Annotated in this window: 19 protein-coding genes; 6 read left to right on the forward strand and 13 right to left on the reverse strand. The window is 54.5% G+C overall.

What is annotated here, in order from left to right:
- Positions 1-15: 15 nt before the first annotated feature.
- Complete coding sequence (gene tgt, locus J4613_RS19160; protein ID WP_000667305.1) at positions 16-1,143, reverse strand: tRNA guanosine(34) transglycosylase Tgt; 1,128 nt, start codon at positions 1,141-1,143, stop codon at positions 16-18.
- 196 nt (positions 1,144-1,339) lie between these two features.
- Positions 1,340-2,404, reverse strand: coding sequence for a tRNA preQ1(34) S-adenosylmethionine ribosyltransferase-isomerase QueA (gene queA / locus J4613_RS19165; protein ID WP_001266530.1), 1,065 nt, complete (start codon positions 2,402-2,404; stop codon positions 1,340-1,342).
- A 93-nt stretch (positions 2,405-2,497) separates the two neighbouring features.
- Here queA and acpH point away from each other — a divergent pair, with 93 nt between their 5' ends.
- Positions 2,498-3,079 (forward strand): ACP phosphodiesterase, encoded by a 582-nt coding sequence (acpH, locus tag J4613_RS19170; protein WP_001009859.1) that lies wholly within the window; start codon positions 2,498-2,500, stop codon positions 3,077-3,079.
- Between the two features lie 209 nt (positions 3,080-3,288).
- The gene (locus J4613_RS19175; protein ID WP_000244731.1) at positions 3,289-3,891 is read left to right on the forward strand and encodes a peroxiredoxin; all 603 of its coding nucleotides are present in this window, start codon (positions 3,289-3,291) and stop codon (positions 3,889-3,891) included.
- A gap of 71 nt (positions 3,892-3,962) precedes the next feature.
- Here the strand turns inward: J4613_RS19175 and malZ are convergent, their stop codons facing one another.
- From malZ to phoB, 5 genes are all read right to left on the reverse strand, one after another.
- Entirely contained in the window at positions 3,963-5,780 is a 1,818-nt protein-coding gene (gene malZ / locus J4613_RS19180) for a maltodextrin glucosidase (protein ID WP_000930697.1), read from the reverse strand.
- Between the two features lie 161 nt (positions 5,781-5,941).
- Positions 5,942-7,312 (reverse strand): proline-specific permease ProY, encoded by a 1,371-nt coding sequence (gene proY / locus J4613_RS19185; RefSeq protein ID WP_052932490.1) that lies wholly within the window; start codon positions 7,310-7,312, stop codon positions 5,942-5,944.
- A 74-nt stretch (positions 7,313-7,386) separates the two neighbouring features.
- On the reverse strand, positions 7,387-8,706 hold the full coding sequence (brnQ, locus tag J4613_RS19190) for a branched-chain amino acid transporter carrier protein BrnQ (RefSeq protein WP_000149625.1): 1,320 nt from the start codon (positions 8,704-8,706) through the stop codon (positions 7,387-7,389).
- Between the two features lie 408 nt (positions 8,707-9,114).
- A complete protein-coding gene (phoR, locus tag J4613_RS19195) occupies positions 9,115-10,410 on the reverse strand; it encodes a phosphate regulon sensor histidine kinase PhoR (protein ID WP_000893642.1) in 1,296 nt (431 codons plus the stop codon).
- 69 nt (positions 10,411-10,479) lie between these two features.
- Positions 10,480-11,169 (reverse strand): phosphate response regulator transcription factor PhoB, encoded by a 690-nt coding sequence (phoB, locus tag J4613_RS19200; protein ID WP_000113921.1) that lies wholly within the window; start codon positions 11,167-11,169, stop codon positions 10,480-10,482.
- A gap of 214 nt (positions 11,170-11,383) precedes the next feature.
- Here phoB and sbcD point away from each other — a divergent pair, with 214 nt between their 5' ends.
- The 3 genes from sbcD (at position 11,384) to araJ (ending at position 17,068) form a co-directional block, all read left to right on the forward strand.
- On the forward strand, positions 11,384-12,586 hold the full coding sequence (sbcD, locus tag J4613_RS19205) for an exonuclease subunit SbcD (RefSeq protein ID WP_001221254.1): 1,203 nt from the start codon (positions 11,384-11,386) through the stop codon (positions 12,584-12,586).
- On the forward strand, positions 12,583-15,723 hold the full coding sequence (gene sbcC / locus J4613_RS19210; protein ID WP_063916554.1) for an exonuclease subunit SbcC: 3,141 nt from the start codon (positions 12,583-12,585) through the stop codon (positions 15,721-15,723). Before sbcD ends, sbcC begins: the two co-directional genes overlap by 4 nt.
- Positions 15,724-15,895: 172 nt before the next feature.
- A complete protein-coding gene (araJ, locus tag J4613_RS19215) occupies positions 15,896-17,068 on the forward strand; it encodes an MFS transporter AraJ (protein ID WP_023237152.1) in 1,173 nt (390 codons plus the stop codon).
- Positions 17,069-17,087: 19 nt separating this feature from the next.
- Here the strand turns inward: araJ and mak are convergent, their stop codons facing one another.
- The gene (mak, locus tag J4613_RS19220) at positions 17,088-17,996 is read right to left on the reverse strand and encodes a fructokinase (protein ID WP_001219273.1); all 909 of its coding nucleotides are present in this window, start codon (positions 17,994-17,996) and stop codon (positions 17,088-17,090) included.
- Positions 17,997-18,121: 125 nt separating this feature from the next.
- Here mak and rdgC point away from each other — a divergent pair, with 125 nt between their 5' ends.
- Positions 18,122-19,033 (forward strand): recombination-associated protein RdgC, encoded by a 912-nt coding sequence (gene rdgC, locus J4613_RS19225; RefSeq protein WP_000964305.1) that lies wholly within the window; start codon positions 18,122-18,124, stop codon positions 19,031-19,033.
- Between the two features lie 37 nt (positions 19,034-19,070).
- Here the strand turns inward: rdgC and ppnP are convergent, their stop codons facing one another.
- The 5 genes from ppnP to J4613_RS19250 all read right to left on the reverse strand — a co-directional run bounded on the left by ppnP (position 19,071) and on the right by J4613_RS19250 (position 21,757).
- Positions 19,071-19,355 (reverse strand): pyrimidine/purine nucleoside phosphorylase, encoded by a 285-nt coding sequence (ppnP, locus tag J4613_RS19230; protein ID WP_000941953.1) that lies wholly within the window; start codon positions 19,353-19,355, stop codon positions 19,071-19,073.
- 70 nt (positions 19,356-19,425) lie between these two features.
- Positions 19,426-20,103 carry an AroM family protein gene (locus J4613_RS19235; RefSeq protein ID WP_001276437.1) on the reverse strand — a complete coding sequence of 226 codons (678 nt, stop codon included), beginning with the start codon at positions 20,101-20,103 and terminating at the stop codon, positions 19,426-19,428.
- A 250-nt stretch (positions 20,104-20,353) separates the two neighbouring features.
- Positions 20,354-20,545, reverse strand: coding sequence for a protein YaiA (gene yaiA, locus J4613_RS19240; RefSeq protein ID WP_111742432.1), 192 nt, complete (start codon positions 20,543-20,545; stop codon positions 20,354-20,356).
- Between the two features lie 26 nt (positions 20,546-20,571).
- Entirely contained in the window at positions 20,572-21,117 is a 546-nt protein-coding gene (gene aroL / locus J4613_RS19245; protein WP_000983569.1) for a shikimate kinase AroL, read from the reverse strand.
- Positions 21,118-21,301: 184 nt separating this feature from the next.
- Positions 21,302-21,757, reverse strand: a complete 456-nt coding sequence (locus J4613_RS19250) for a YaiI/YqxD family protein (RefSeq protein WP_000158137.1) — start codon at positions 21,755-21,757, stop codon at positions 21,302-21,304.
- Between the last annotated feature and the right edge of the window lie 126 nt (positions 21,758-21,883).

Here is a 21,883-nt window from a genome sequence, read left to right on the forward strand (position 1 = left end):
CCCTCATTATTAAAATTAATCAACGTTCAAAGGTGGAACGGGTCGCCCCTGACGTTGGTAAAACTCGGTTACGAAGCTCTCTAATTTACCCTCTTCAATAGCCTTGCGTAAACCCGCCATCAAACGCTGGTAGTAACGCAAGTTATGAATGGTATTGAGACGCGCACCTAATATTTCGTTGCAACGGTCGAGATGATGCAAGTAAGCGCGTGAATAATTGCGACAGGTGTAGCAATCGCACTCGGCGTCAAGCGGGCTGGTGTCGCTTTTATGCTTTGCATTACGAATCTTCACCACGCCGTCGGTCACAAACAGATGACCATTACGGGCATTTCGCGTTGGCATGACACAGTCAAACATATCAATACCGCGACGCACCCCTTCCACCAGATCTTCCGGTTTACCCACGCCCATCAGGTAACGCGGTTTGTCAGCCGGGATCTGCGGGCAAACGTGCTCCAGAATACGGTGCATATCTGCTTTCGGCTCACCGACAGCCAAACCGCCGACAGCGTAGCCATCAAAGCCAATCTCTACCAGACCTTTCACCGAGATATCGCGTAAATCTTCGTAAACGCTGCCCTGAATGATGCCAAAAAGCGCATTCTTATTGCCAAGGCTATCAAAACGGTCGCGGCTACGCTTCGCCCAACGCAACGACATCTCCATTGAGCGTTTAGCATAGTCCCAGTCTGCCGGGTACGGCGTACATTCATCAAAGATCATCACGATATCGGAACCGAGATCGTACTGGATCTCCATCGACTTTTCCGGATCGAGGAAAATCGGATCGCCGTTGATCGGGTTACGGAAGTGCACGCCTTGCTCGGTAATCTTACGAATATCGCCGAGGCTGAAGACCTGGAAGCCGCCGGAATCGGTGAGAATCGGCCCTTTCCACTGCATAAAATCGTGCAGATCGCCATGCAGCTTCATGATTTCCTGACCCGGGCGCAGCCACAGGTGGAAAGTGTTGCCGAGAATAATCTGCGCGCCGGTCGCTTCCACTTCTTCCGGCGTCATGCCTTTCACGGTACCGTAAGTACCCACAGGCATAAAGGCTGGCGTTTCCACTACGCCACGATCAAACACCAGACGACCGCGACGCGCACGACCATCGGTGGTATCTAACTCAAATTTCATTATCACTCCTGCGTCAGAAAAACAGTCCGACGTTTAACGACTCGCTACGGAATGATTCCATAGCTAATAAATTCCCGAAGGCGTCATCGGCGCAGCCAGTTTGGGGTCGGCCAGCGCACAGCCACCGGAGCGTACACGCAGTACGTGAGGATGGCGAGCACTGCCCGGCGTCAAAATGGCAAGTGAGATAGCCTTCTTACGGACGCTCAGAAATAGCCTGCGGATTGTACGTGATAAACATCGCGTCCCCGTAGCTAAAAAAGCGATATTTTTGTTCTACCGCAGTCTTATAGGCATTCATGGTGTGTTGATAACCGGCAAATGCGGAAACCAGCATAATCAACGTCGATTCCGGCAGATGAAAGTTGGTGATCAGCGCATCAATCACTTTGTATTGATAACCTGGATAAATAAATATTTGCGTATCGCCGAAGAACGGCTCTATCAAATCGCTTTTTGCCGCCTGCGCCGCGCTTTCCAGTGAGCGTACCGAGGTGGTGCCGACCGCAATCACCCGGTTGCCGCGCGCTTTCGCCGCCAGCACCGCGTCGACCACCTCTTGCGGCACCTCAGCATATTCGGAGTGCATGATGTGATCTTCAATGGTATCGACACGCACCGGCTGGAAAGTGCCCGCGCCGACGTGTAGCGTAACAAACGCCATTTCGACACCTTTCTCACGAAGCGCCGCCAGCAGCGGCTCGTCAAAGTGCAGCCCGGCGGTCGGCGCGGCGACGGCGCCCGGTTTTTCACTGTAGACCGTCTGGTACAGTTCGCGATCGGCGTCCTCGTCCGGACGGTCGATGTACGGCGGCAACGGCATATGGCCGATGGCGTTGAGAATATCCAGCACCGGACGCGGGTCATTAAACTCAACTTCAAACAGAGCGCCGTGACGCGCGGTCATGGTCGCGTGGATACTTTCGTCGTCGCCCAGTAGCAGTTCCGTGCCCGGTTTTGGCGCTTTAGAAGCGCGAATATGCGCCAGGATGCGTTTATCATCGAGCATACGTTCGACCAGCACTTCTATCTTGCCGCCGCTGGCTTTACGGCCAAAGAGCCGCGCCGGGATCACGCGGGTATTATTGAAGACCAGCAAATCGCCAGGGTTGAGCTTATCGAGCAGATCGGTGAAAGTACCGTGCGTCAGCGCGCCCGTCGGCCCCTCTAATGACAGCAAACGGCAGCGACTGCGTTCCGGCTGTGGGTAGTGGGCAATCAGGGATTCGGGTAGTTCAAAGGAAAAATCGGTAACGCGCATGACTCTGACTCAGACTAAAATAAGAGGCGGGTAGTCTAGTGCCGGGGCGTTCCCGCTGCAACCGTTACCCGCTTTTTGGACAGAGAATCAATAATGAATTTTCTTGCTCACCTGCATCTGGCGCACCTTGCCGACAGCTCGCTTTCCGGTAATCTTCTGGCCGATTTTGTCCGCGGTAACCCGGCAACGCATTATCCTCCTGACGTGGTAGAGGGTATTTATATGCATCGGCGTATTGACGTCATGACCGACAACCTGCCGGAAGTTCGTGAGGCGCGAGAGTGGTTCCGCCATGAAACGCGGCGCGTGGCGCCCATTACGCTGGACGTCATGTGGGATCATTTTTTATCGCGCCACTGGACGCAAATCTCCCCTGATTTTCCACTTCAGGCGTTTGTCGGCTACGCCCATGCGCAGGTCGCGACGATTCTGCCCAACTCCCCGCCGCGCTTTGTCAACCTGAATGATTATCTTTGGTCAGAAAAATGGTTAGAGCGGTATCGCGATATGGATTTCATTCAAAACGTGCTGAATGGCATGGCGAATCGCCGTCCCCGGCTGGATGCCTTGCGTGATTCCTGGTACGATCTGGACGCGCACTACGACGCGTTAGAAGAGCGCTTCTGGCATTTTTATCCGCGTATGATGGCACAGGCCGCCCGCAAAGCGCTGTGACGGCCTGATAGCGAGGGCGTGCGTCAGAACCGCCATTGGCAGAAAGATCGTTCGCTGTCATAAAGGGGTCATCATTACGATTTATAATGACCCGATCGATAGGCAAAAGCTGTCTCATTGATTGTCAAGACCGCATTGTTTTGTCGCTTCGCCCTCCCTATACTGCCCGCGTTGCGTTCTAAAACCCTTAATATTGCAGGAGAATTATTATGGTACTGGTTACTCGTCAGGCCCCGGATTTCACCGCTGCGGCGGTACTGGGTAGCGGTGAGATTGTTGATAAATTCAACTTCAAACAGCACACCAATGGTAAAACGACCGTTCTGTTCTTCTGGCCGATGGACTTCACTTTTGTTTGCCCGTCTGAGCTGATCGCCTTTGATAAACGTTATGAAGAATTCCAGAAGCGCGGCGTTGAAGTGGTCGGCGTTTCTTTCGACTCTGAGTTCGTTCACAACGCATGGCGTAACACCCCTGTCGATAAAGGCGGCATTGGCCCGGTGAAATACGCAATGGTCGCCGACGTGAAGCGTGAAATTCAGAAAGCTTACGGTATCGAACACCCGGACGAAGGCGTTGCGCTGCGCGGCTCTTTCCTGATTGACGCTAACGGTATTGTTCGCCACCAGGTCGTAAACGATCTGCCGCTGGGTCGTAATATCGACGAAATGCTGCGTATGGTCGACGCTCTGCAGTTCCACGAAGAGCACGGCGATGTCTGCCCGGCGCAGTGGGAAAAAGGCAAAGAAGGCATGAACGCCTCTCCGGACGGCGTGGCTAAATACCTGGCTGAGAACATTTCCAGCCTGTAAGTCAGTGCATTGATAAAAGGCTCGCGAATGCGAGCCTTTTTTATGCGTAAGGTGTTACGAACCACCTCGCCTCAACGATTCATCCATACCGTCGCGGAAATCGCGGGTAAACTAAGTCTTCCCTCACGGATGTCACCGCTTCCCGTTTTACATTGCCATCCGGCCACGTTCAGCAACGGCAACGCTTCCAGCGCCACTTCACAGGCCTCGCCCCGGTTAATAGCCACCAGCGCCCGCTGCTGCTGATAAACTCGCACGAATACCACTACGTCACCTTCGGCATACAGCGCCTGGCATCCGCCACGACGCAGCGCCAGACTGCTCTGGCGCAGTTTCGCCATACGCTGGTACAGCGCCAGCAAGTTGCCGTCCTGCTTGCGTTCATCCCATGGGAACGGTTTGCGGCACATGGGGTCATTTGCGCCGTCCACGCCGACTTCATCGCCGTAATAAATACATGGCACGCCGGGCCAGGTAAACAGCCAGACCACCGCCAGCGGCAGGCGCGCCGCGTCTTTACCCAGCAGAGTTTTAAAGCGCGCAGTATCATGGCTGTCGAGTTGATTAAACATGCGCAGTTGTTGCTGATGTGACAGCCCGGCGCGGTAGTTATCCATCCACGCGATACAGGTCCGGGCATCAATATGCTGTGGTTCGTAAGCGATATCAGTATTGGCGAGAAATCCCCATAGCGGGAAGGTGAAGCCGCGATAATTCATGGCGGCATCTTCCGCATCGGCCTGTAGCCACTGCCGCGCATCGCCGAAATGTTCCCCCACAATATAGGCTTCGGGCTGCGCCTCTTTTGCCGCCCGGGTAATACCGGCGACGTGCTGCAAATTATGACGCGCCCCGCCCGCCTCGCCCAGCATATGTACGACATCCAGCCGCCAGCCGTCCATATTCCACGGAGCCTTTAGCCAGTGACGAACGATACTGTCCTCACCGCGATAGATCTCATCCACCAGCGTTTCTGATTGATAATCGAGTTTCGGCAGGCTCGGATAACCCAGCCAGTCCAGCGCCACGCCTTGTGGTGAAAAGGAGTACCAGTCACGCCACGGCGAGTCCGGGTGATGGCACGCGCCGCCAGTGCTGCGGTTATGCCTGTCAAACCACGCATGCGAGTCGCCGCTATGGTTAAACACGCCATCCAGCACCAGCCTCATGCCCTGTGCTTGCGTTTCACGCCGCAGGCGTAGCAGCGCCCGATCGCCGCCAAATTGCGGATCGACATGGCGATAATCTTCCGTGTCGTACTTATGGACGCTCGGCGCGGTAAATACCGGATTCAGATATAGCGCTGTGACACCCAGTTTTTTCAGATACGGCAGCTTCTCACAAATGCCATTCAGACAGCCGCCGTAAAAGGTGGAACCGCCCGCCTGGGGAGTGAGCGGTTCATCCCACTCTTTACGCACGATGTCGTGACCGGCAGCATGGTGGTAATACACCTTATCCTGCCCGGCTTCACGAGACTGGCTGCGGGCAAAACGATCCGGGAAGATCTGATAAAAAATTTGATCGGCGACCCACTGCGGGCCGCTATCCGGAACATCAACGGCAAATTGTTCCAGACGCGCCGGTGGGAAGCGGTTAAGTCCCTGCGGCGTAAACCAAAGCTGGCGGTCGTGCCAAAGCAATTTAAAGCTGTAACGGCGACGGGGTTGCCCTAACGCGATATTGAGCGTCGCTCGCCACGCCGTCACGCCCGGCTGCGGCTGGCGGCGCTGTTTGCGCATCGCCAGTGAGATTTCTTCATTATCGAATTCTGAGCGCAACGTCACGCGAGACGGCGGATTTTCTCCGCTCAGCCACAGCGTAATGGTTAATTTATCTTTATGTTGCTTCACAAATGGGGCAACCGGTAAGTGCCAGGCATTCAACATCTCGTATCCCCTCTACTGAAAATGGGGCCACCTTGCCACAGAGATTTAAAGGATAACTCATCATCCAGGGGTTTATTAGGGGAGGAGACTCCAGGAGGAGAAACGGCTCCGCTTATCCGGCCTACTGTTGCCTACAGACCGGATAAGGCAGAGAAAAACGACTACGCCTGCGCCAATTGACGGTCGCGACGGCGTTTAAATATCCAGCCAATCAACAGCAGAACTATCCAGGCGAAGCCCACATACAGTGAGATGCGGGTATCCGGATGGTAGCCGATAAGCGCAATAATGAAGACCAGGAAAATCAGACCCGTTATCGTCGTTACGACACCGCCCGGCACCTTAAATTTCAGCGCTTTTACCTCTTCCGGCGGTAAACGACGACGGAAGGCGATTTGCGACAGCAGGATCATAATCCATACCCATACCGTCGCAAACGTCGCCAGCGAAGCAATCACCAGGAAGACGTTTTCCGGCATGATGTAGTTCAGGTAAACCGCAAACAGCAGCGCAATCGTCATCACCAGCACAGTGACCCACGGAATACCACGGCGTGACGTTTTGGCAAAGACTTTCGGCGCGCTCCCCTGCTCCGCCATACCATGCAGCATACGGCCTACGCCAAACACATCGGAGTTGATAGCGGAAAGCGAGGCGGTCAATACCACAAAGTTCAGAATGCTGGCGGCAAAGGTAATCCCCATATGCTGGAACGTCAGCACAAATGGGCTGCCGTTTGTGCCGACCTGATTCCACGGATAGATAGACATAATGACGAACAGCGTGCCGACATAAAATACCAGGATACGCATCGGTACTGAGTTAATGGCGCGCGGAATGGATTTCTCCGGGTCTTTCGCTTCTCCGGCGGTGATACCGATAATCTCAATCCCGCCGTAAGCGAACATCACCATTTGCAGCGACATGATCATTCCCAGCCAGCCATTGCTGAAGAAACCGCCGTTGCTCCACAGGTTATGAATGCCGGTCGGCTGCCCGCCGTTGCCAATTCCCCACACAATGATGCCGATACCCGCGACAATCATGATAATAATGGTGGCGACTTTGAAGAAGGAGAACCAAAACTCCAGCTCGCCGAACACCTTGACGCTCATCAGGTTGATGGCGCAAATGATCAGCACCACGCTAAGCACCCAAATCCAGTGCGGCACGGCGGGGAACCAGACCCCCATATAAATGCCGAACGCGGTCACGTCAGCAATGGCGACGATCAGGATCTCAAAACAGTAGGTCCAGCCGGTAATGTAGCCCGCAAGCGGGCCGAGGTTTTCCTGCGCATAGCGCGAAAATGAGCTGGCGGCAGGGTTGTGAACGGACATTTCCCCCAATGCGCGCATAATGATATATGCCGCGACCCCGCCAATAATATAGGCCAACAGCACGCTCGGCCCCGCCATTTTGATGGCGTCCGCCGAGCCGTAAAACAGGCCGGTGCCGATTGCCGAACCTAATGCCATAAAGCGAATGTGCCGGGTGCTCAGCCCACGCTTTAGCTTATTATTGCTTTCCATCAATTTCTGACCTATCAACACAATAAAAAACCACGGGGCGTTAAGCCCCGTGGTGTACACATATGTCAGCGATTTTAGTGAGCGCTGGAGGTCACCTGCCGACCCGCCGCGCGATCCCAGATAATCGCCAGGATCACCATCACCACCGTTGGCATCAACCACGCCAGTCCCTGTTCCGCCAGCGGCAAACGCTGACTCCAGGCTGGCAGCATATCGCCAAAGGCAGATGCTTTGATGCCGTCAAGGATACCAAAAAGCAGACTGATAAACATGGCCGGCGCGATGATGCGGGTGGAATTATGCCACCATGAGCGGGTAAAACTTAATACAACCAGTGCGATACACGGCGGATAGATAGCCGTCAGCACCGGAATGGAAATTTGAATCAGATGGCTCAGTCCGAGGTTTGACACCACCATAGAGAAGCCGCCGAGAATAAAGACCAGCGTGCGGTAAGACAGCGGAATATACTGCGCGAAAAACTCAGCGCAGGCGCAGGTCAGCCCCACCGCCGTCACCAGACACGCGATAAAGATCAGCGCCGCCAGCAGGAAGCTTCCCGCGCCGCCAAAGGTATGCTGAACGTAGGCATGAAGAATCGCCGCGCCGTTCGCTGACTGATCGACCAGCGTCGCGCTATCAGAACCTAAGCGGAACAAGGCAAGGTAAAGCAGCGTCAGCCCCACGCCCGCCATCAGGCCGGCCCAGACCGTGTAACGCGTCAACAGGCGCGCTTCGGTCACGCCGCGAGAACGCGCCGCGTTCACAATAACGATACCAAACACCATCGCGCCCAGCGTATCCATCGTCAGATAGCCGTTCACAAATCCGTTAGAAAAGGCCGCATTCTGATAAGCGTCCAGGGCGTTGCTGATTGGACCGGCAGGCCAAACGATAGCCGCGACGGAAAGGATGACCAGCGCAATAATTTTCAACGGCGCCAGGAAATTCCCTACCGTATCCAGCAGCTTACCCGGATAGAGGGAAACCAGAATAACAATAGCGAAATAGACCACGCTGTAAATCAGCAACGGCATTGCAGAATCGCCGGTCAACGGAGCGATACCGACCTCAAACGACACCGTCGCGGTACGCGGCGTCGCAAATAACGGCCCGACGGCCAGATAGCAAACGGTCGCCAGCAGGAGTCCCGCCACTTTACCAATCGGCGTACTGAGGCTGTCTACGCCGCCGCCGACTTTCGCCAGCGCCACAACAGTAAGAACCGGTAGCCCTACGGCGGTAATCAGAAAGCCAATAGCGGCTGTCCAGACGTGTTCACCCGCCTGCAAACCGACCATAGGAGGAAAGATAATATTGCCTGCGCCAACGAACAGCGCAAATGTCATAAAGCCCAGGGCGATGATATCGCGCGATTTTAACTGATGGGTCATAAAGTCTTACTGCCTGTGGATGGTGATGTTGTAAACATTAAAATTTTTGCCTTTCCCGGAGGATTATAAAGCGGCGTTTTTTATCAATTTCAGCGGGAAAAGCTCCCGGACCGATGCGGCGAAGAATTGTTTTTCGATTTACCGCGCAAATGCAGTCGTAATGACAGCACCTGAAGCGCAATTTAAACGCTTATAACGTTTTAAAGCAAGGTGGGATCTAAAAACCAGATGAATATAGCGATATGAAATTTACAACCAGAATAAAACACCATTCTCATGAAAAAGTTATGGCTAATCATGCGAACAAAAAATCACCAAACGTTGAATGTTTCAACGAGCCCGTCTTAACTGCAAAGAAAATAAGCCAGCATCCGCTGGCTTATGGAAAGTTATACTTACGAAAGGCAATTAATCGCTATTTTTGGCAATTAAACGTTCCGGCAGCACAAAGCTAAATCGCGTTCCTTTGCCAGGCGAACTGTCGATTTCAAGGCGGCTTTCATGGTGATTCAACGCATGTTTCACAATCGCCAATCCCAGGCCGCTGCCGCCCGTTTGCCGCGAACGCGCTTTATCGACGCGGTAGAAGCGTTCGGTCAGACGAGGAATATGCTCGGCAGCAATCCCCGGACCGTTATCTTGAATGCAAAACTCAGCGCCATGCGCGGCACGTCGCCAGCTCACCGTAATATGCGTTCCCGCCGGCGTATGGTTTACCGCGTTATACACCAGGTTTGAGATCGCGCTACGTAGCTGCTCTTCATTACCCAGAACGCTAAGACTATCGTCGACCTCAAACGTAAAGGTATGTTTCTGCTGGCTGAGCGTCTGCGCTTCACGCTCCACGACCCGCAGCATCATCGGTACATCCACTTTTTCATTTAATAACAGCGCCGGAGCCGCCTCAATTTTAGACAGCGTAAGCAGTTGTTTTACCAGCCCTTCCATACGATACGTTTGCTCGCGCATCGTATGCAGCGCTTTCTCTCGCGTCGCCCCTTCCAGCGCCTGTTCCTGCATCATTTCCAGATAGCCTTGCAATACCGTCAAGGGCGTACGCAACTCATGGCTAACGTTGGCGAAAAAGTTACGTCTGGCGCCTTCAAGCTGATGCATTTGCGTCACATCGCGCGCCACCATCAGGAGTTGTTTATCGGTATAAGGCATGACGCGGATCTCCAGGTGCCGCCCGGTATTGAGCACCAAATGAAGCGGACGGGTGAAATCACGCGTTTTTAAATACTGGGTAAACTCCGGATAACGCAGTAGATTGAGAATATTCTGCCCGTTGTCATCCGGCCAGCGTAGCCCCAGTATCTGTTGCGCCAAACCGTTACACCAAAAAATGCCGCCCTCTTCTGTGGTCAGTACCACGGCATCAGGCAGCGACTCCGCGCCACTGCGAAAACGTTTAATCAGGTTCCCCAGCTCGCGGCGACGCTTCTTATTTCGCAACTGCATCTGGTGTAAACCGTATAACAGCGGTTCCCAACTTCCCCGCCCCGGCGGCGGCGTCATACTTCTGTCGACCCAAAGCCACCAGGAGAGGCGTAACAAATTCCAGAAATGCCAGACAAGCAGTCCCGTCACCGCCGCCAGTAAAAACCACGGCAGATAACCAAAAAAAGCGCTAAGGATAAGCGCGGGGATGCAACAGAGCACCAGCTCCAGCACCAGCCTTTTCCATGACAGCCGTTCCAGCACGCGTCATACTCCCTCAAGAATGGAAAGCCTTCTCCGCCAGAAACCTGTGATCAACTGGCGGAAAAGGCATTAAAAGCGGGTCGAAAAACGATACCCTGTCCCGCGTACCGTTTGCACCATCCGGTCGTGGCCGCTGTGCTCCAGCGCCTTACGCAAACGGCGAATATGCACGTCGACCGTCCGGTCTTCAACGTACACATTGGTGCCCCAGACATGATTGAGTAGCTGTTCGCGGCTGTAAACCCGTTCCGGGTGCGTCATAAAGAAATGGAGTAATTTAAATTCGGTCGGCCCCATATCCAGCGGGCTGTCGCCGGTCATCACGCGGTGAGAGCCAGGATCAAGGCTCAGTCCCTGCATCTCGATCACCTCTTCGACCGCCATCGGCGAGATGCGCCGCATAACGGCTTTAATGCGCGCCACCAACTCCTTGGGGGAAAACGGCTTGGTAATGTAATCGTCAGCGCCGGTTTCCAGCCCGCGCACACGATCTTCTTCCTCACCTCTCGCGGTCAGCATAACCACAGGAATATCCCGGGTCATGGCTTCACGTTTGAGATGTTTAATAAACTGTAACCCTGACCCGCCGGGCAACATCCAGTCAAGAAGGATGAGATCCGGCCAGGGTTCATTAAGTTTATTCACCGCACTGTCATAATCTTCGGCTTCTACGGGCTGAAAGCCATTTTGTTCGAGCACGAAGCACACCATTTCACGGATCGGCGCCTCATCTTCTACGACCAGAATACGTCTCGCCATAATTTGCCCTGTTAGTCGTTAGTTATCAATGCCGCGCCATTATGCGTCAGATTTATGACAGATTTATGAAAAAAAAAGGCGGCATTGACAGCATGTTGATGATTTATGACACCAGTGAAACCGTGCATTACCGTGTACCGGCGGTAAATTGCGCCCAAAAATGGAGGGGATGACGTGTATAATCCCGTTCACGCTTTTTTTGCATGGAACAATTATGCGCATCCTCCACACCTCTGACTGGCATCTGGGACAAAACTTCTACAGTAAAAGCCGCGCCGCGGAGCATCAGGCTTTTCTGGACTGGCTGCTGGAGACCGCGCAGGCCCATCAGGTGGATGCCATTATTGTCGCTGGCGATATTTTTGATACCGGTTCGCCGCCAAGCTATGCCCGAGAACTTTATAACCGTTTCGTCGTTAATTTACAGCAAACGGGCTGTCATCTGGTGGTGCTGGCCGGTAATCATGATTCCGTCGCCACGCTAAACGAGTCGCGCGACATTCTGGCGTTTCTCAATACAACCGTGATCGCCAGCGCGGGCTATGCGCCGCGGCTACTTCATCGTCGCGACGGTTCTCCGGGCGCCGTACTGTGCCCCATTCCCTTTTTGCGCCCGCGCGACATTATTACCAGTCAGGCGGGGTTATCCGGCAGCGAGAAACAGCAGCAACTTCTTCATGCGATTGCCGATTATTATCAACAGCAGCATCAGGAAGCGTGCCAGCTACGCGGCGAACGAAAGCTGCCGGTTATCGCGACGGGACATTTAACCACCGTCGGCGCCAGCAAAAGCGATGCGGTTCGCGACATTTATATCGGTACGCTGGATGCCTTTCCGGCGCAGCATTTCCCCCCCGCGGATTATATCGCATTAGGACACATTCACCGCGCGCAATGTGTCGGCGGCACGGAGCATATCCGCTATTGCGGCTCGCCCATCGCCCTCAGCTTTGATGAGTGCGGCAAAAGCAAATGCGTGCATCTGGTGACCTTCGACCAGGGAAAATGGCAAAGTACCGAAAGTCTGGCTGTCCCCGTGACTCAACCGTTGGCGGTTTTAAAAGGCGACCTGGCATCAATTACCGAACAGCTTGAGCAGTGGCGCGGCGTTGAGCAATCGCCCCCCGTCTGGCTGGATATTGAAATCACCACCGATGATTATCTGCACGATATCCAACGCAGAATACAGACATTAACGGAGTCACTCCCCGTAGAGGTATTACTGGTGCGCCGTAGCCGCGAACAGCGTGAGCGCTCGCTGGCGAACGAGCGGCGGGAAACATTAAGCGAGCTTAGCGTGGAAGAGGTTTTTGCGCGGCGTCTGGCGCTGGAAGCGTTAGATACCCCGCAGCGCGAGCGCCTGAATCAGCTCTTTTCCAGCACGCTCTACGCGTTGAATGAGGAGCACGAGGCATGAAAATTCTCAGTTTGCGTCTGAAAAACCTGAACTCGCTGAAAGGAGAATGGAAGGTCGACTTTACCGCCGAACCGTTTGCCAGTAACGGGTTATTCGCCATTACCGGCCCGACCGGCGCGGGAAAAACCACCTTGCTTGACGCCATCTGCCTGGCGCTGTACCACGAAACGCCGCGCCTGAATACGGTATCGCAATCGCAAAACGATTTGATGACGCGCGATACGGCGGAATGTCTGGCCGAAGTGGAGTTCGAGGTAAAAGGCGAAGCCTGGCGCGCGTTCTGGAGCCAGAACCGAGCCCGAAATCAGCCTGACGGCAATCTCCAGGCCCCACGCGTGGAGCTGGCGCGGTGTTCAGACGGAAAGATCTTTGCCGATAAGGTAAAGGATAAACTGGAGATGATCGCCACGTTGACCGGGCTGGACTACGGGCGCTTCACCCGTTCGATGTTGTTATCACAGGGGCAGTTCGCCGCCTTTCTTAACGCCAAAGCGAAAGAGCGCGCAGAGCTTCTGGAGGAGCTCACCGGCACTGAGATTTACGGGCAGATCTCCGCACAGGTATTTGAAAAACATAAATCAGCCCGTCTCGAACTGGAAAAGTTACAAGCGCAGGCCAGCGGCGTCGCCCTATTGGCAGACGAACAGTTACAGCAACTGGAAGCCAGTTTGCAGGCGCTTACTGACGAAGAGAAACGCCTGCTGGCCGACCAGCAGGTACAGCAGCAGCACCTTCACTGGCTGACCCGAAAAAACGAGCTCCACACTGAATTACACGCCCGGCAGCAGGCGCTGTACGCGGCGCAAGAGGCGCGAGAAAAAGCGCAGCCGCAGCTCGCGGCGTTGACACTGGCGCAACCTGCTCGCCAGTTGCGCCCGCACTGGGAGCGCATTCAGGAACAAACCCGCGCCGTTGAGCGTGTTCGCCAGCACAGTGATGAAGTGAATGCTCGCTTACAAAGCGCGTATCGCCTGCGCCAGCGTATCCGCGCCTGCGCGCATCGACAATTCACGCAACTGAACGCCACAGGGCAGCGGTTGAAGACATGGCTGGCGGAACACGACGGCATCCGCGTCTGGCGCAGCGAACTGGCGGGGTGGCGAGCATTATTAACACAACAATCCCACGATCGGGCGCAACTGAGCCAATGGCAACAGCAGTTGCTGAGCGATACGCGTCAGCGTGATGCGTTACCGCCGCTCACGCTCGACCTCACGCCACAGGCGCTGGCGGAAGCCAGAGCATTGCATACCCGGCAGCGTCCGCTACGCCATCGTCTCGCCGCGCTTCAGGGGCAAATTCTCCCGAAACAAAAGCGTCAGGCGCAGCTACAGGCAGCTATCGCGCGTCATCATCAGGAGCAGGCGCAATACACCCAACGTCTGGCGGATAAGCGTTTGAGTTATAAGACTAAAGCGCAGGAGCTTGCGGACGTTCGCACTATTTGCGAGCAGGAGGCGCGCATCAAAGATCTGGAAAGCCAGCGGGCGCACTTACAGTCCGGCCAGCCGTGTCCGCTTTGCGGCTCGACGACGCACCCCGCCATCGCCGCCTATCAGGCGCTGGAACTGAGCGCGAATCAAACCCGCCGCGACGCGCTGGAAAAAGAGGTCAAAACGCTGGCGGAAGAAGGCGCGGCGCTGCGAGGACAGTTAGATGCCTTAACGCAACAATTACAGCGGGATGAAAGCGAGGCGCAGTCGTTGTTGCAGGAGGAGCAAGCGCTTACTGAGGAATGGCAAACGCTGTGCGCTACGCTGGGCGTTCAGCTCCAGCCGCAAGAAGACCTCGCGGGCTGGCTGACCGCCGCGGAAGAGCATGAGCAACAGTTGGATCAGCTCAGCCAGCGTCATGCTCTACAAACGCAAATCGCGGCGCATACTGAACAGGTAGCGCGCTTTACCGCGCAGATTGCGCAGCGTCAGGCGTCGCTGACGGCTGATTTGGCGCAGTATACGCTTTCCCTTCCTGCGCCAGAAGACGAGGCTTCGTGGCTGAATGAGCGCGCCGACGAAGCGAAAATATGGCAACAGCGTCAGACTGAGTTCGCGGATTTGCAAACGCAGATCGACAGGCTTGCCCCGTTGCTGGAAACGCTACCGCAAACGGATACCGCGGATTCCGACGACGACGTGCCGCTGGATAACTGGCGGCAGGCGCATGATGAGTGCGTGTCATTACAAAGCCAGTTGCAAACCCTGCAGGAACAGACGACGCAGGAACAGCAGCGCGCCGCCGAGGCGATAGCGCACTTTGATGCGGCGTTAAAAAATAGCCCGTTTGACAGCCAGGCAACGTTCCTGGCGGCGTTGCTGGATGAAGAGACCGTGACCCGTCTGGAAAAACAACAACAAACGCTGGAAAGTCAGCTACAACAAGCGAAGGCGTTAAGCGCGCAGTCCGCGCAGGCGCTGGCTGACCATCAGCAACAGCCGCCCGCCGGTCTGGACCCAACGTGTACGGCGGAGCAGCTCGCGCAGCGGCTGACGCAATTGGCGCAACAACTGCGCGAAAACACGACACGCCAGGGGGAAATCCGCCAGCAAATTAAACAGGATGCAGATAATCGGCAGCGCCAACGCGCGCTGATGGCGGAAATGAAGCAAACCTCTCAGCAAGTGGAAGACTGGGGCTATCTCAATGCGCTGATCGGCTCTAAAGAAGGTGATAAGTTCCGCAAATTCGCCCAGGGACTGACGCTGGATAATCTGGTCTGGCTGGCGAATCATCAGCTCACCCGCCTGCATGGCCGCTATTTATTGCAGCGCAAAGCCAGCGACGCGCTGGAACTGGAGGTTGTCGATACCTGGCAGGCCGACGCCGTGCGCGATACGCGAACGTTATCAGGCGGCGAAAGTTTCCTGGTCAGCCTGGCGCTGGCGCTGGCGTTATCAGATTTGGTCAGCCATAAAACGCGCATTGATTCTTTGTTCCTCGACGAAGGCTTCGGCACGCTTGATAGCGAAACGCTGGACGCCGCGCTGGATGCGCTCGACGCGCTGAATGCCAGCGGGAAGACCATCGGTGTGATTAGCCACGTGGAAGCCATGAAAGAACGTATCCCTGTGCAGATAAAAGTGAAAAAAATCAATGGGCTTGGTTATAGCAAACTGGACAAAGCGTTTGCCGTGGAGTAACGCGAATGTCATCCTGCACACAGCATACCGTCATGACATAGCATAATAATGAATACACAAAGACGAATAAGGAATGGTATTACCTCGCGCTTATCCGCAAGCTATACGTTGATTGGCTGTGACAATTCATAGCCGCAGCGCGCGACATGCGTCTTCATTTTCGGCAGGTGGTATGAAAAAAGTTATTTTTTCTTTGGCGCTGGGTACGTTCGGACTGGGGATGGCCGAGTTTGGCATTATGGGCGTGCTGACGGAGCTGGCACTCGATGTCGGGATAACGATTCCCGCCGCCGGGCATATGATCTCGTTTTACGCCTTCGGCGTCGTGCTGGGCGCTCCTGTAATGGCGCTCTTTTCCAGCCGCTTTTCGCTTAAACATATACTGCTGTTTCTGGTCATACTGTGCGTGATGGGCAATGCCATATTTACCTTTTCCTCGTCATATCTGATGCTCGCCGTCGGCAGACTGGTTTCCGGCTTTCCGCACGGCGCCTTTTTTGGCGTCGGCGCCATTGTCCTGTCAAAGATTATCCGCCCCGGGAAAGTCACCGCCGCCGTCGCGGGTATGGTTTCAGGGATGACGGTGGCGAATCTGGTGGGCATTCCGTTCGGCACTTACCTGAGCCAGGAATTTAGCTGGCGCTACACCTTTTTATTGATCGCGGTTTTCAACATCGCCGTGCTCACCGCAATTTTCTTCTGGGTGCCGGATATCCGTGACAAAGCCCAAGGCAGCCTGCGCGAACAGTTTCACTTCTTGCGTAGCCCCGCGCCGTGGCTCATTTTCGCCGCCACGATGTTCGGCAATGCGGGCGTTTTTGCCTGGTTCAGCTATATCAAGCCATTTATGATGTACATCTCCGGTTTTTCGGAGACGAGCATGACGTTTATTATGATGCTGGTCGGGCTGGGGATGGTGTTAGGCAATCTGTTAAGCGGCAAACTCTCCGGCAGATATACTCCGCTGCGCATCGCGGTAGTGACTGACCTCGTTATCGTGCTCTCTCTCATGGCGCTCTTTTTCTTCAGCGGATACAAAACGGCATCGCTGACTTTCGCGTTTATCTGCTGTGCTGGTCTGTTTGCGCTCTCTGCGCCGCTGCAAATCCTGCTGCTGCAAAACGCCAAAGGCGGCGAACTGCTGGGCGCGGCGGGAGGACAAATCGCGTTTAATCTCGGTAGCGCGATTGGCGCCTGGTGCGGCGGGCTGATGCTGACGCTAGGTTTTGCGTACCACTACGTAGCGCTTCCCGCCGCCCTGCTCTCGTTTTCCGCCATGTCGTCGTTGCTGGTATACGGACGTCTAAAACACAAGCAGCCATCGGTCACGCCGGTTGCCGGATGACGTCATCCGGCTAGAAACGTTACGCCAGCGGCCACAGCCAGGCCGCGCCGCGCACGCCGCTTGAATCGCCATGCCGCGCCTTACGTACCGGCGTCTCGCACTCGCCGCCAAAAACAAACGATTTCATCAGCGACGGAACCGTCTTGTACAGGCGCTCAACATTGCTCATACCGCCACCCAGCACAATGACATCCGGATCCAGAATATTCACGACATGAGATAATGCTTTCGCCAGCCGCAGCTCATAACGGCTTATCGCCAGTTCCGCCACGGCGTCCTGCGCGTCGACCAGACGAATAATCTCATCGCCTTTTAGCGTTTTACCGCTCAAACGCTGGTAATCCGTGGCGAATCCCGTACCGGAAATAAAGGTTTCGATACAGCCTTGTTTACCGCAATAACAGGGAATTTCTTCGCGGTAACGCAACTCATCGTCATCCATCCACGGCAACGGATTGTGGCCCCATTCGCCTGCCGTACCGTTGCCGCCGATGTGCGCCCGGCCATTTAGCGCTACGCCCGCGCCGCACCCGGTACCGATAATCACCGCAAATACCGTTTGCGCCCCCGCCGCCGCGCCATCTACCGCCTCTGATACCGCCAGGCAATTGGCATCGTTGGCTAACCGCACTTCACGCTTCAGACGACGGCTCACATCGCTATCGAACGGCTGGCCGTTAAGCCACGTAGAGTTAGCGTTTTTTACCACGCCGGTGTAAGGCGAGAGAGAACCGGGAATGCCAATGCCAACGCTACCGGTCTGGCCGGTCGCCTGTTCCGCCATGTCGACCAGCGTAGCGATGGTTTCTATCGTTTGCTGATAATCCTCCCGCGGCGTAGGCAGACGATGGCGAAACCGCTGCTCTCCTGCATCATCAAGCGCAATGACTTCCGTTTTTGTGCCGCCTAAATCGATACCAATACGCACATACCGCTCCTCATTTTTTGGGAATATCAACAGGGTAGAATTCACCGTTCTGATTGGCAATGCAAGCCTGCCGACAATTCGTTACTATACCGCCTGGATTTAACGACAAGGCCGTGGAAATTATCATGCTGTGGTTCAAAAATTTAATGGTTTACCGTCTTAGCCGCGATATCACATTACGCGCCGAAGAGATGGAGAAACAGCTCGCCTCAATGACGTTTACCCCATGCGGTAGCCAGGATATGGCCAAAATGGGCTGGGTTCCGCCGATGGGCTCTCACAGCGATGCGTTAACGCACACCGCCAATGGCCAAATTATTATTTGCGCGCGCAAAGAAGAGAAAATCCTGCCATCGCCAGTGATCAAACAGGCACTGGAGGCGAAAATCCAGAAACTGGAAGCCGATCAGGGACGCAAGCTGAAGAAGACGGAAAAAGATTCCCTGAAGGATGAAGTGTTGCATTCGTTGCTGCCGCGCGCGTTTAGCCGCTTCAGTCAGACAATGATGTGGATTGATACCGTTAACGGCCTGATTATGGTTGACTGCGCCAGCGCGAAAAAAGCGGAAGATACTTTGGCGCTACTGCGTAAAAGTCTTGGCTCGCTGCCGGTCGTCCCGCTGGCGCTGGAAAATCCGATTGAGCTGACGCTCACAGAGTGGGTGCGCTCCGGTACGGTCGCTCAGGGTTTCCAGTTGCTGGACGAAGCCGAATTGAAAGCGATGCTGGAAGATGGCGGCGTGATCCGCGCGAAAAAACAGGATCTGGTCAGCGACGAGATCGCCGTTCATATTGAAGCGGGTAAAGTGGTCACGAAGCTGGCGCTCGACTGGCAGCAGCGCATTCAATTCGTCATGTGCGATGACGGCTCCATTAAGCGTCTGAAATTCTGCGATGAGCTGCGCGATCAGAACGAAGATATCGACCGGGAAGATTTTGCCCAACGTTTTGACGCGGACTTTATCCTGATGACCGGCGAGCTGGCGGCGCTGATTCAAAGCCTGGTGGAAGGATTAGGCGGCGAAGCGCAGCGCTAACCAGAGGGTCCCTCTCCGCCGGAGAGGGGACTCACCGTTACAAATAGCGGCACAGATACGAGGTGGGCTCAGCAACCTGTAGATGAAACTCACTGTGGCCAGGCACGTTAAACACCTCACCGGCTGTATACACTTTCCATTCGACAGTTCCCGGCAACAGTACCTTCAACGCGCCGCTCACAACCGTCATCTCTTCGGGTTCGGCGGTGCCAAATGTATACTCCCCTTCCGCCATCACACCAACGCTGGCCCGGCCGGTGCTACTGCTGGTAAATCCAATAGACTTCACTTTTCCGGAAAAGTATTCATTGCTTTGTAGCATAATCAGGCCCCGTCTCATTATTAAATTAACACCCAATATAGAGTCCTGACGTTCGACCTGTCACGTAAAATTAGACAAGCAGTTCTGAAGCTAACCGCGCAATCAAAACATTAGAGAGTAAAACCGGCACATCCAGCGCCTGCTGTAAAATATCCCGATGACGCTGATGAAAACCCAGACAATCCAGCATAATGACGTCCGCGCCTTGATCCAGTAGCGCCTGTCCGGCATCAATTAACTGTTGCTCAGAACCGTGAACCGGATTCGCCAGCGAATACACCGGCGGCATTTGCAATACCTGCCATTTTTTCTCCTGGGCCGCCAGAAGTTCTGCAACAGGCACAATCACGCCAACCTGATGTCCATCCACAATAGAGGCGACAAGCGGTGGAATAATACGCAGCGGTTCAAGCAAAATAGAATTACGGGCTGCCATACTTTTAATCGCCGCGGTGCTCATCAGTATAATGACATCATAACCCTGGTTATCCAGCACCTCGACAACGCTCTGTAAATCTCGCTCCACTTTCTGGCGGGAAACATGGGCTATCTGGTTATCATTCAGCAACGTCAAAAGCGGATCGTCGCCAGGCTCTACAGCGTAATCCGCCATAACGTCTTCCCGGCTCATTTTTCCCAGCAGGCTATGATGGGTGATGTGTTGTTCGTCGATGTATTCCGTCAGAAGCGGTAACACTTCGCTCATTGGCACAACGCCGATTGTGAGGATTGCCAACGACGCACTCATTTTTATTCCACCTTATTACTTCGTCGTAATTCCCGGGCAAATATTCACACGCTCACCGCGCTACCTGCCCTACAAATCTCAGAAAGCGTAGCAGCAGATGAGCAACGTATTGTGTAAAGATTCCAAATAACTCCAATATTGTATTGTTATCGCTTAATTTACGGTTTTAGTTGCCAGTATAAATGTTTCAAGAATGTGATGGAGATACAATTTAGGGGTACTCAGAATCCCTTCCGAGTGGTTCATGCGTCTATGATTTATCCGGATCTTCGTAACGTTTTTTCGCATCCATCGCTTCTTCTGCGGTCGGATGCTCGCTGATGAGCGAATCAGGTTTCGGATGGTCAGCCCGTAGCTGATACCACGTCACCGTCTGGCCCGGCGTGCATTTTTCAATGGTGACGATATAAGCTTCCCGCGGATAAGGTGGTCTGGTTGGCATAGCGTTTCCTTTATTCTGGGTGAGCGTTAAGTATAGACATCTCCCTGTAACCGTTGCGTCGACGGCGGCAGCGCCGCAATAATTTCAGAAACGACCTGGGCCGGCGCTTTCGTCGCGTCAATAATGTAATGCGCCGTTTCGCGATACAACGCGTCACGCTGCTCAAGCACTTCCCGAACCTCTTCGCTCAACGGCTTGCCGGTGAGGGTCGGGCGCAGATCCGCTTCAGGTTCAGCCTCAAGCCGGTTAACCAGCGTGGATACCGGCGCGCACAGATAAATCACTACGCCAACACGGTGCATATAACGTCGGTTATACTCCGTGAGAATAATACCGCCTCCCGTCGCCACGACAGTCGAAGGCGCGCTTACCGCCTCCAGGGCCGCGGTTTCCCGGGCGCGGAACCCTCCCCAGCCTTCTTTTTCAACGATATCAGCGACGCTCATCTGCACGTGCGATTGCAGCCAGCGGTCGGTATCCGCAAACCGGAAACCGGTTGCCTGCGCCAGCGCCATACCGATGGTGGTTTTCCCACAGCCCCGCGGGCCAACAAGATAAAGAGGTTGCATCATAGCAGGCGTTCCCCCAGGAACTGCGCATACGCAGGATTTGATATCAGCAATGTTATAATCATATCATCTAACTAGTACAACGCATAAATGTAAATAATAATTTACACAAAGGTACTAAAGTCACAATATTAGTACTATAGCAAGAATCAGAAATGAATAAACTGTAAATTTTTCATTACAGGATTTATTTTTTACGCTGGCTTTCCAGCCACCACTTATCCAGCTCGGCGGCAAAATGCTGACGATCGCGCGGCGAGAGAGTGTTTGGCCCCCCCGTTTGTACGCCGCTGGCGCGTAGCGTGTCCATAAAGTCACGCATCGTCAGACGTTCGCGAATCGTGGCGTCGCTATAGCGTTCTCCCCGGGGATTAAGAGCCGCAGCGCCTTTTTCCAGCACTTCAGCCGCCAGCGGAATATCCGCGGTAATCACCAGATCGCCCGCTTCGCATTGACGCACAATTTCATTGTCCGCCACGTCAAACCCGGCGGCCACGCGGAGCGTGCGGATAAAACGCGAAGGCGGCACGCGCAAGGCCTGATTGGCAACCAGAATAAGCGGCAACTGCATCCGCTCGGCGGCGCGGTACAAAATTTCTTTAATGACATTCGGACACGCATCCGCATCCACCCAGATGGTCATAATGTCTCCCGTACGGTATACAATCTTTTATTGTCTCGCGCTTTTGCCTTTCATCAAAGTGCTGTTTCTCCTTCTGCCCGTTTTCAATCCGCGTTAAGCTAACCATTCCCCATAACACACAAACAT

The organism is Salmonella sp. 32020114201800008SM, assembly GCF_017572025.1.
Lineage (GTDB): Bacteria > Pseudomonadota > Gammaproteobacteria > Enterobacterales > Enterobacteriaceae > Salmonella > Salmonella enterica.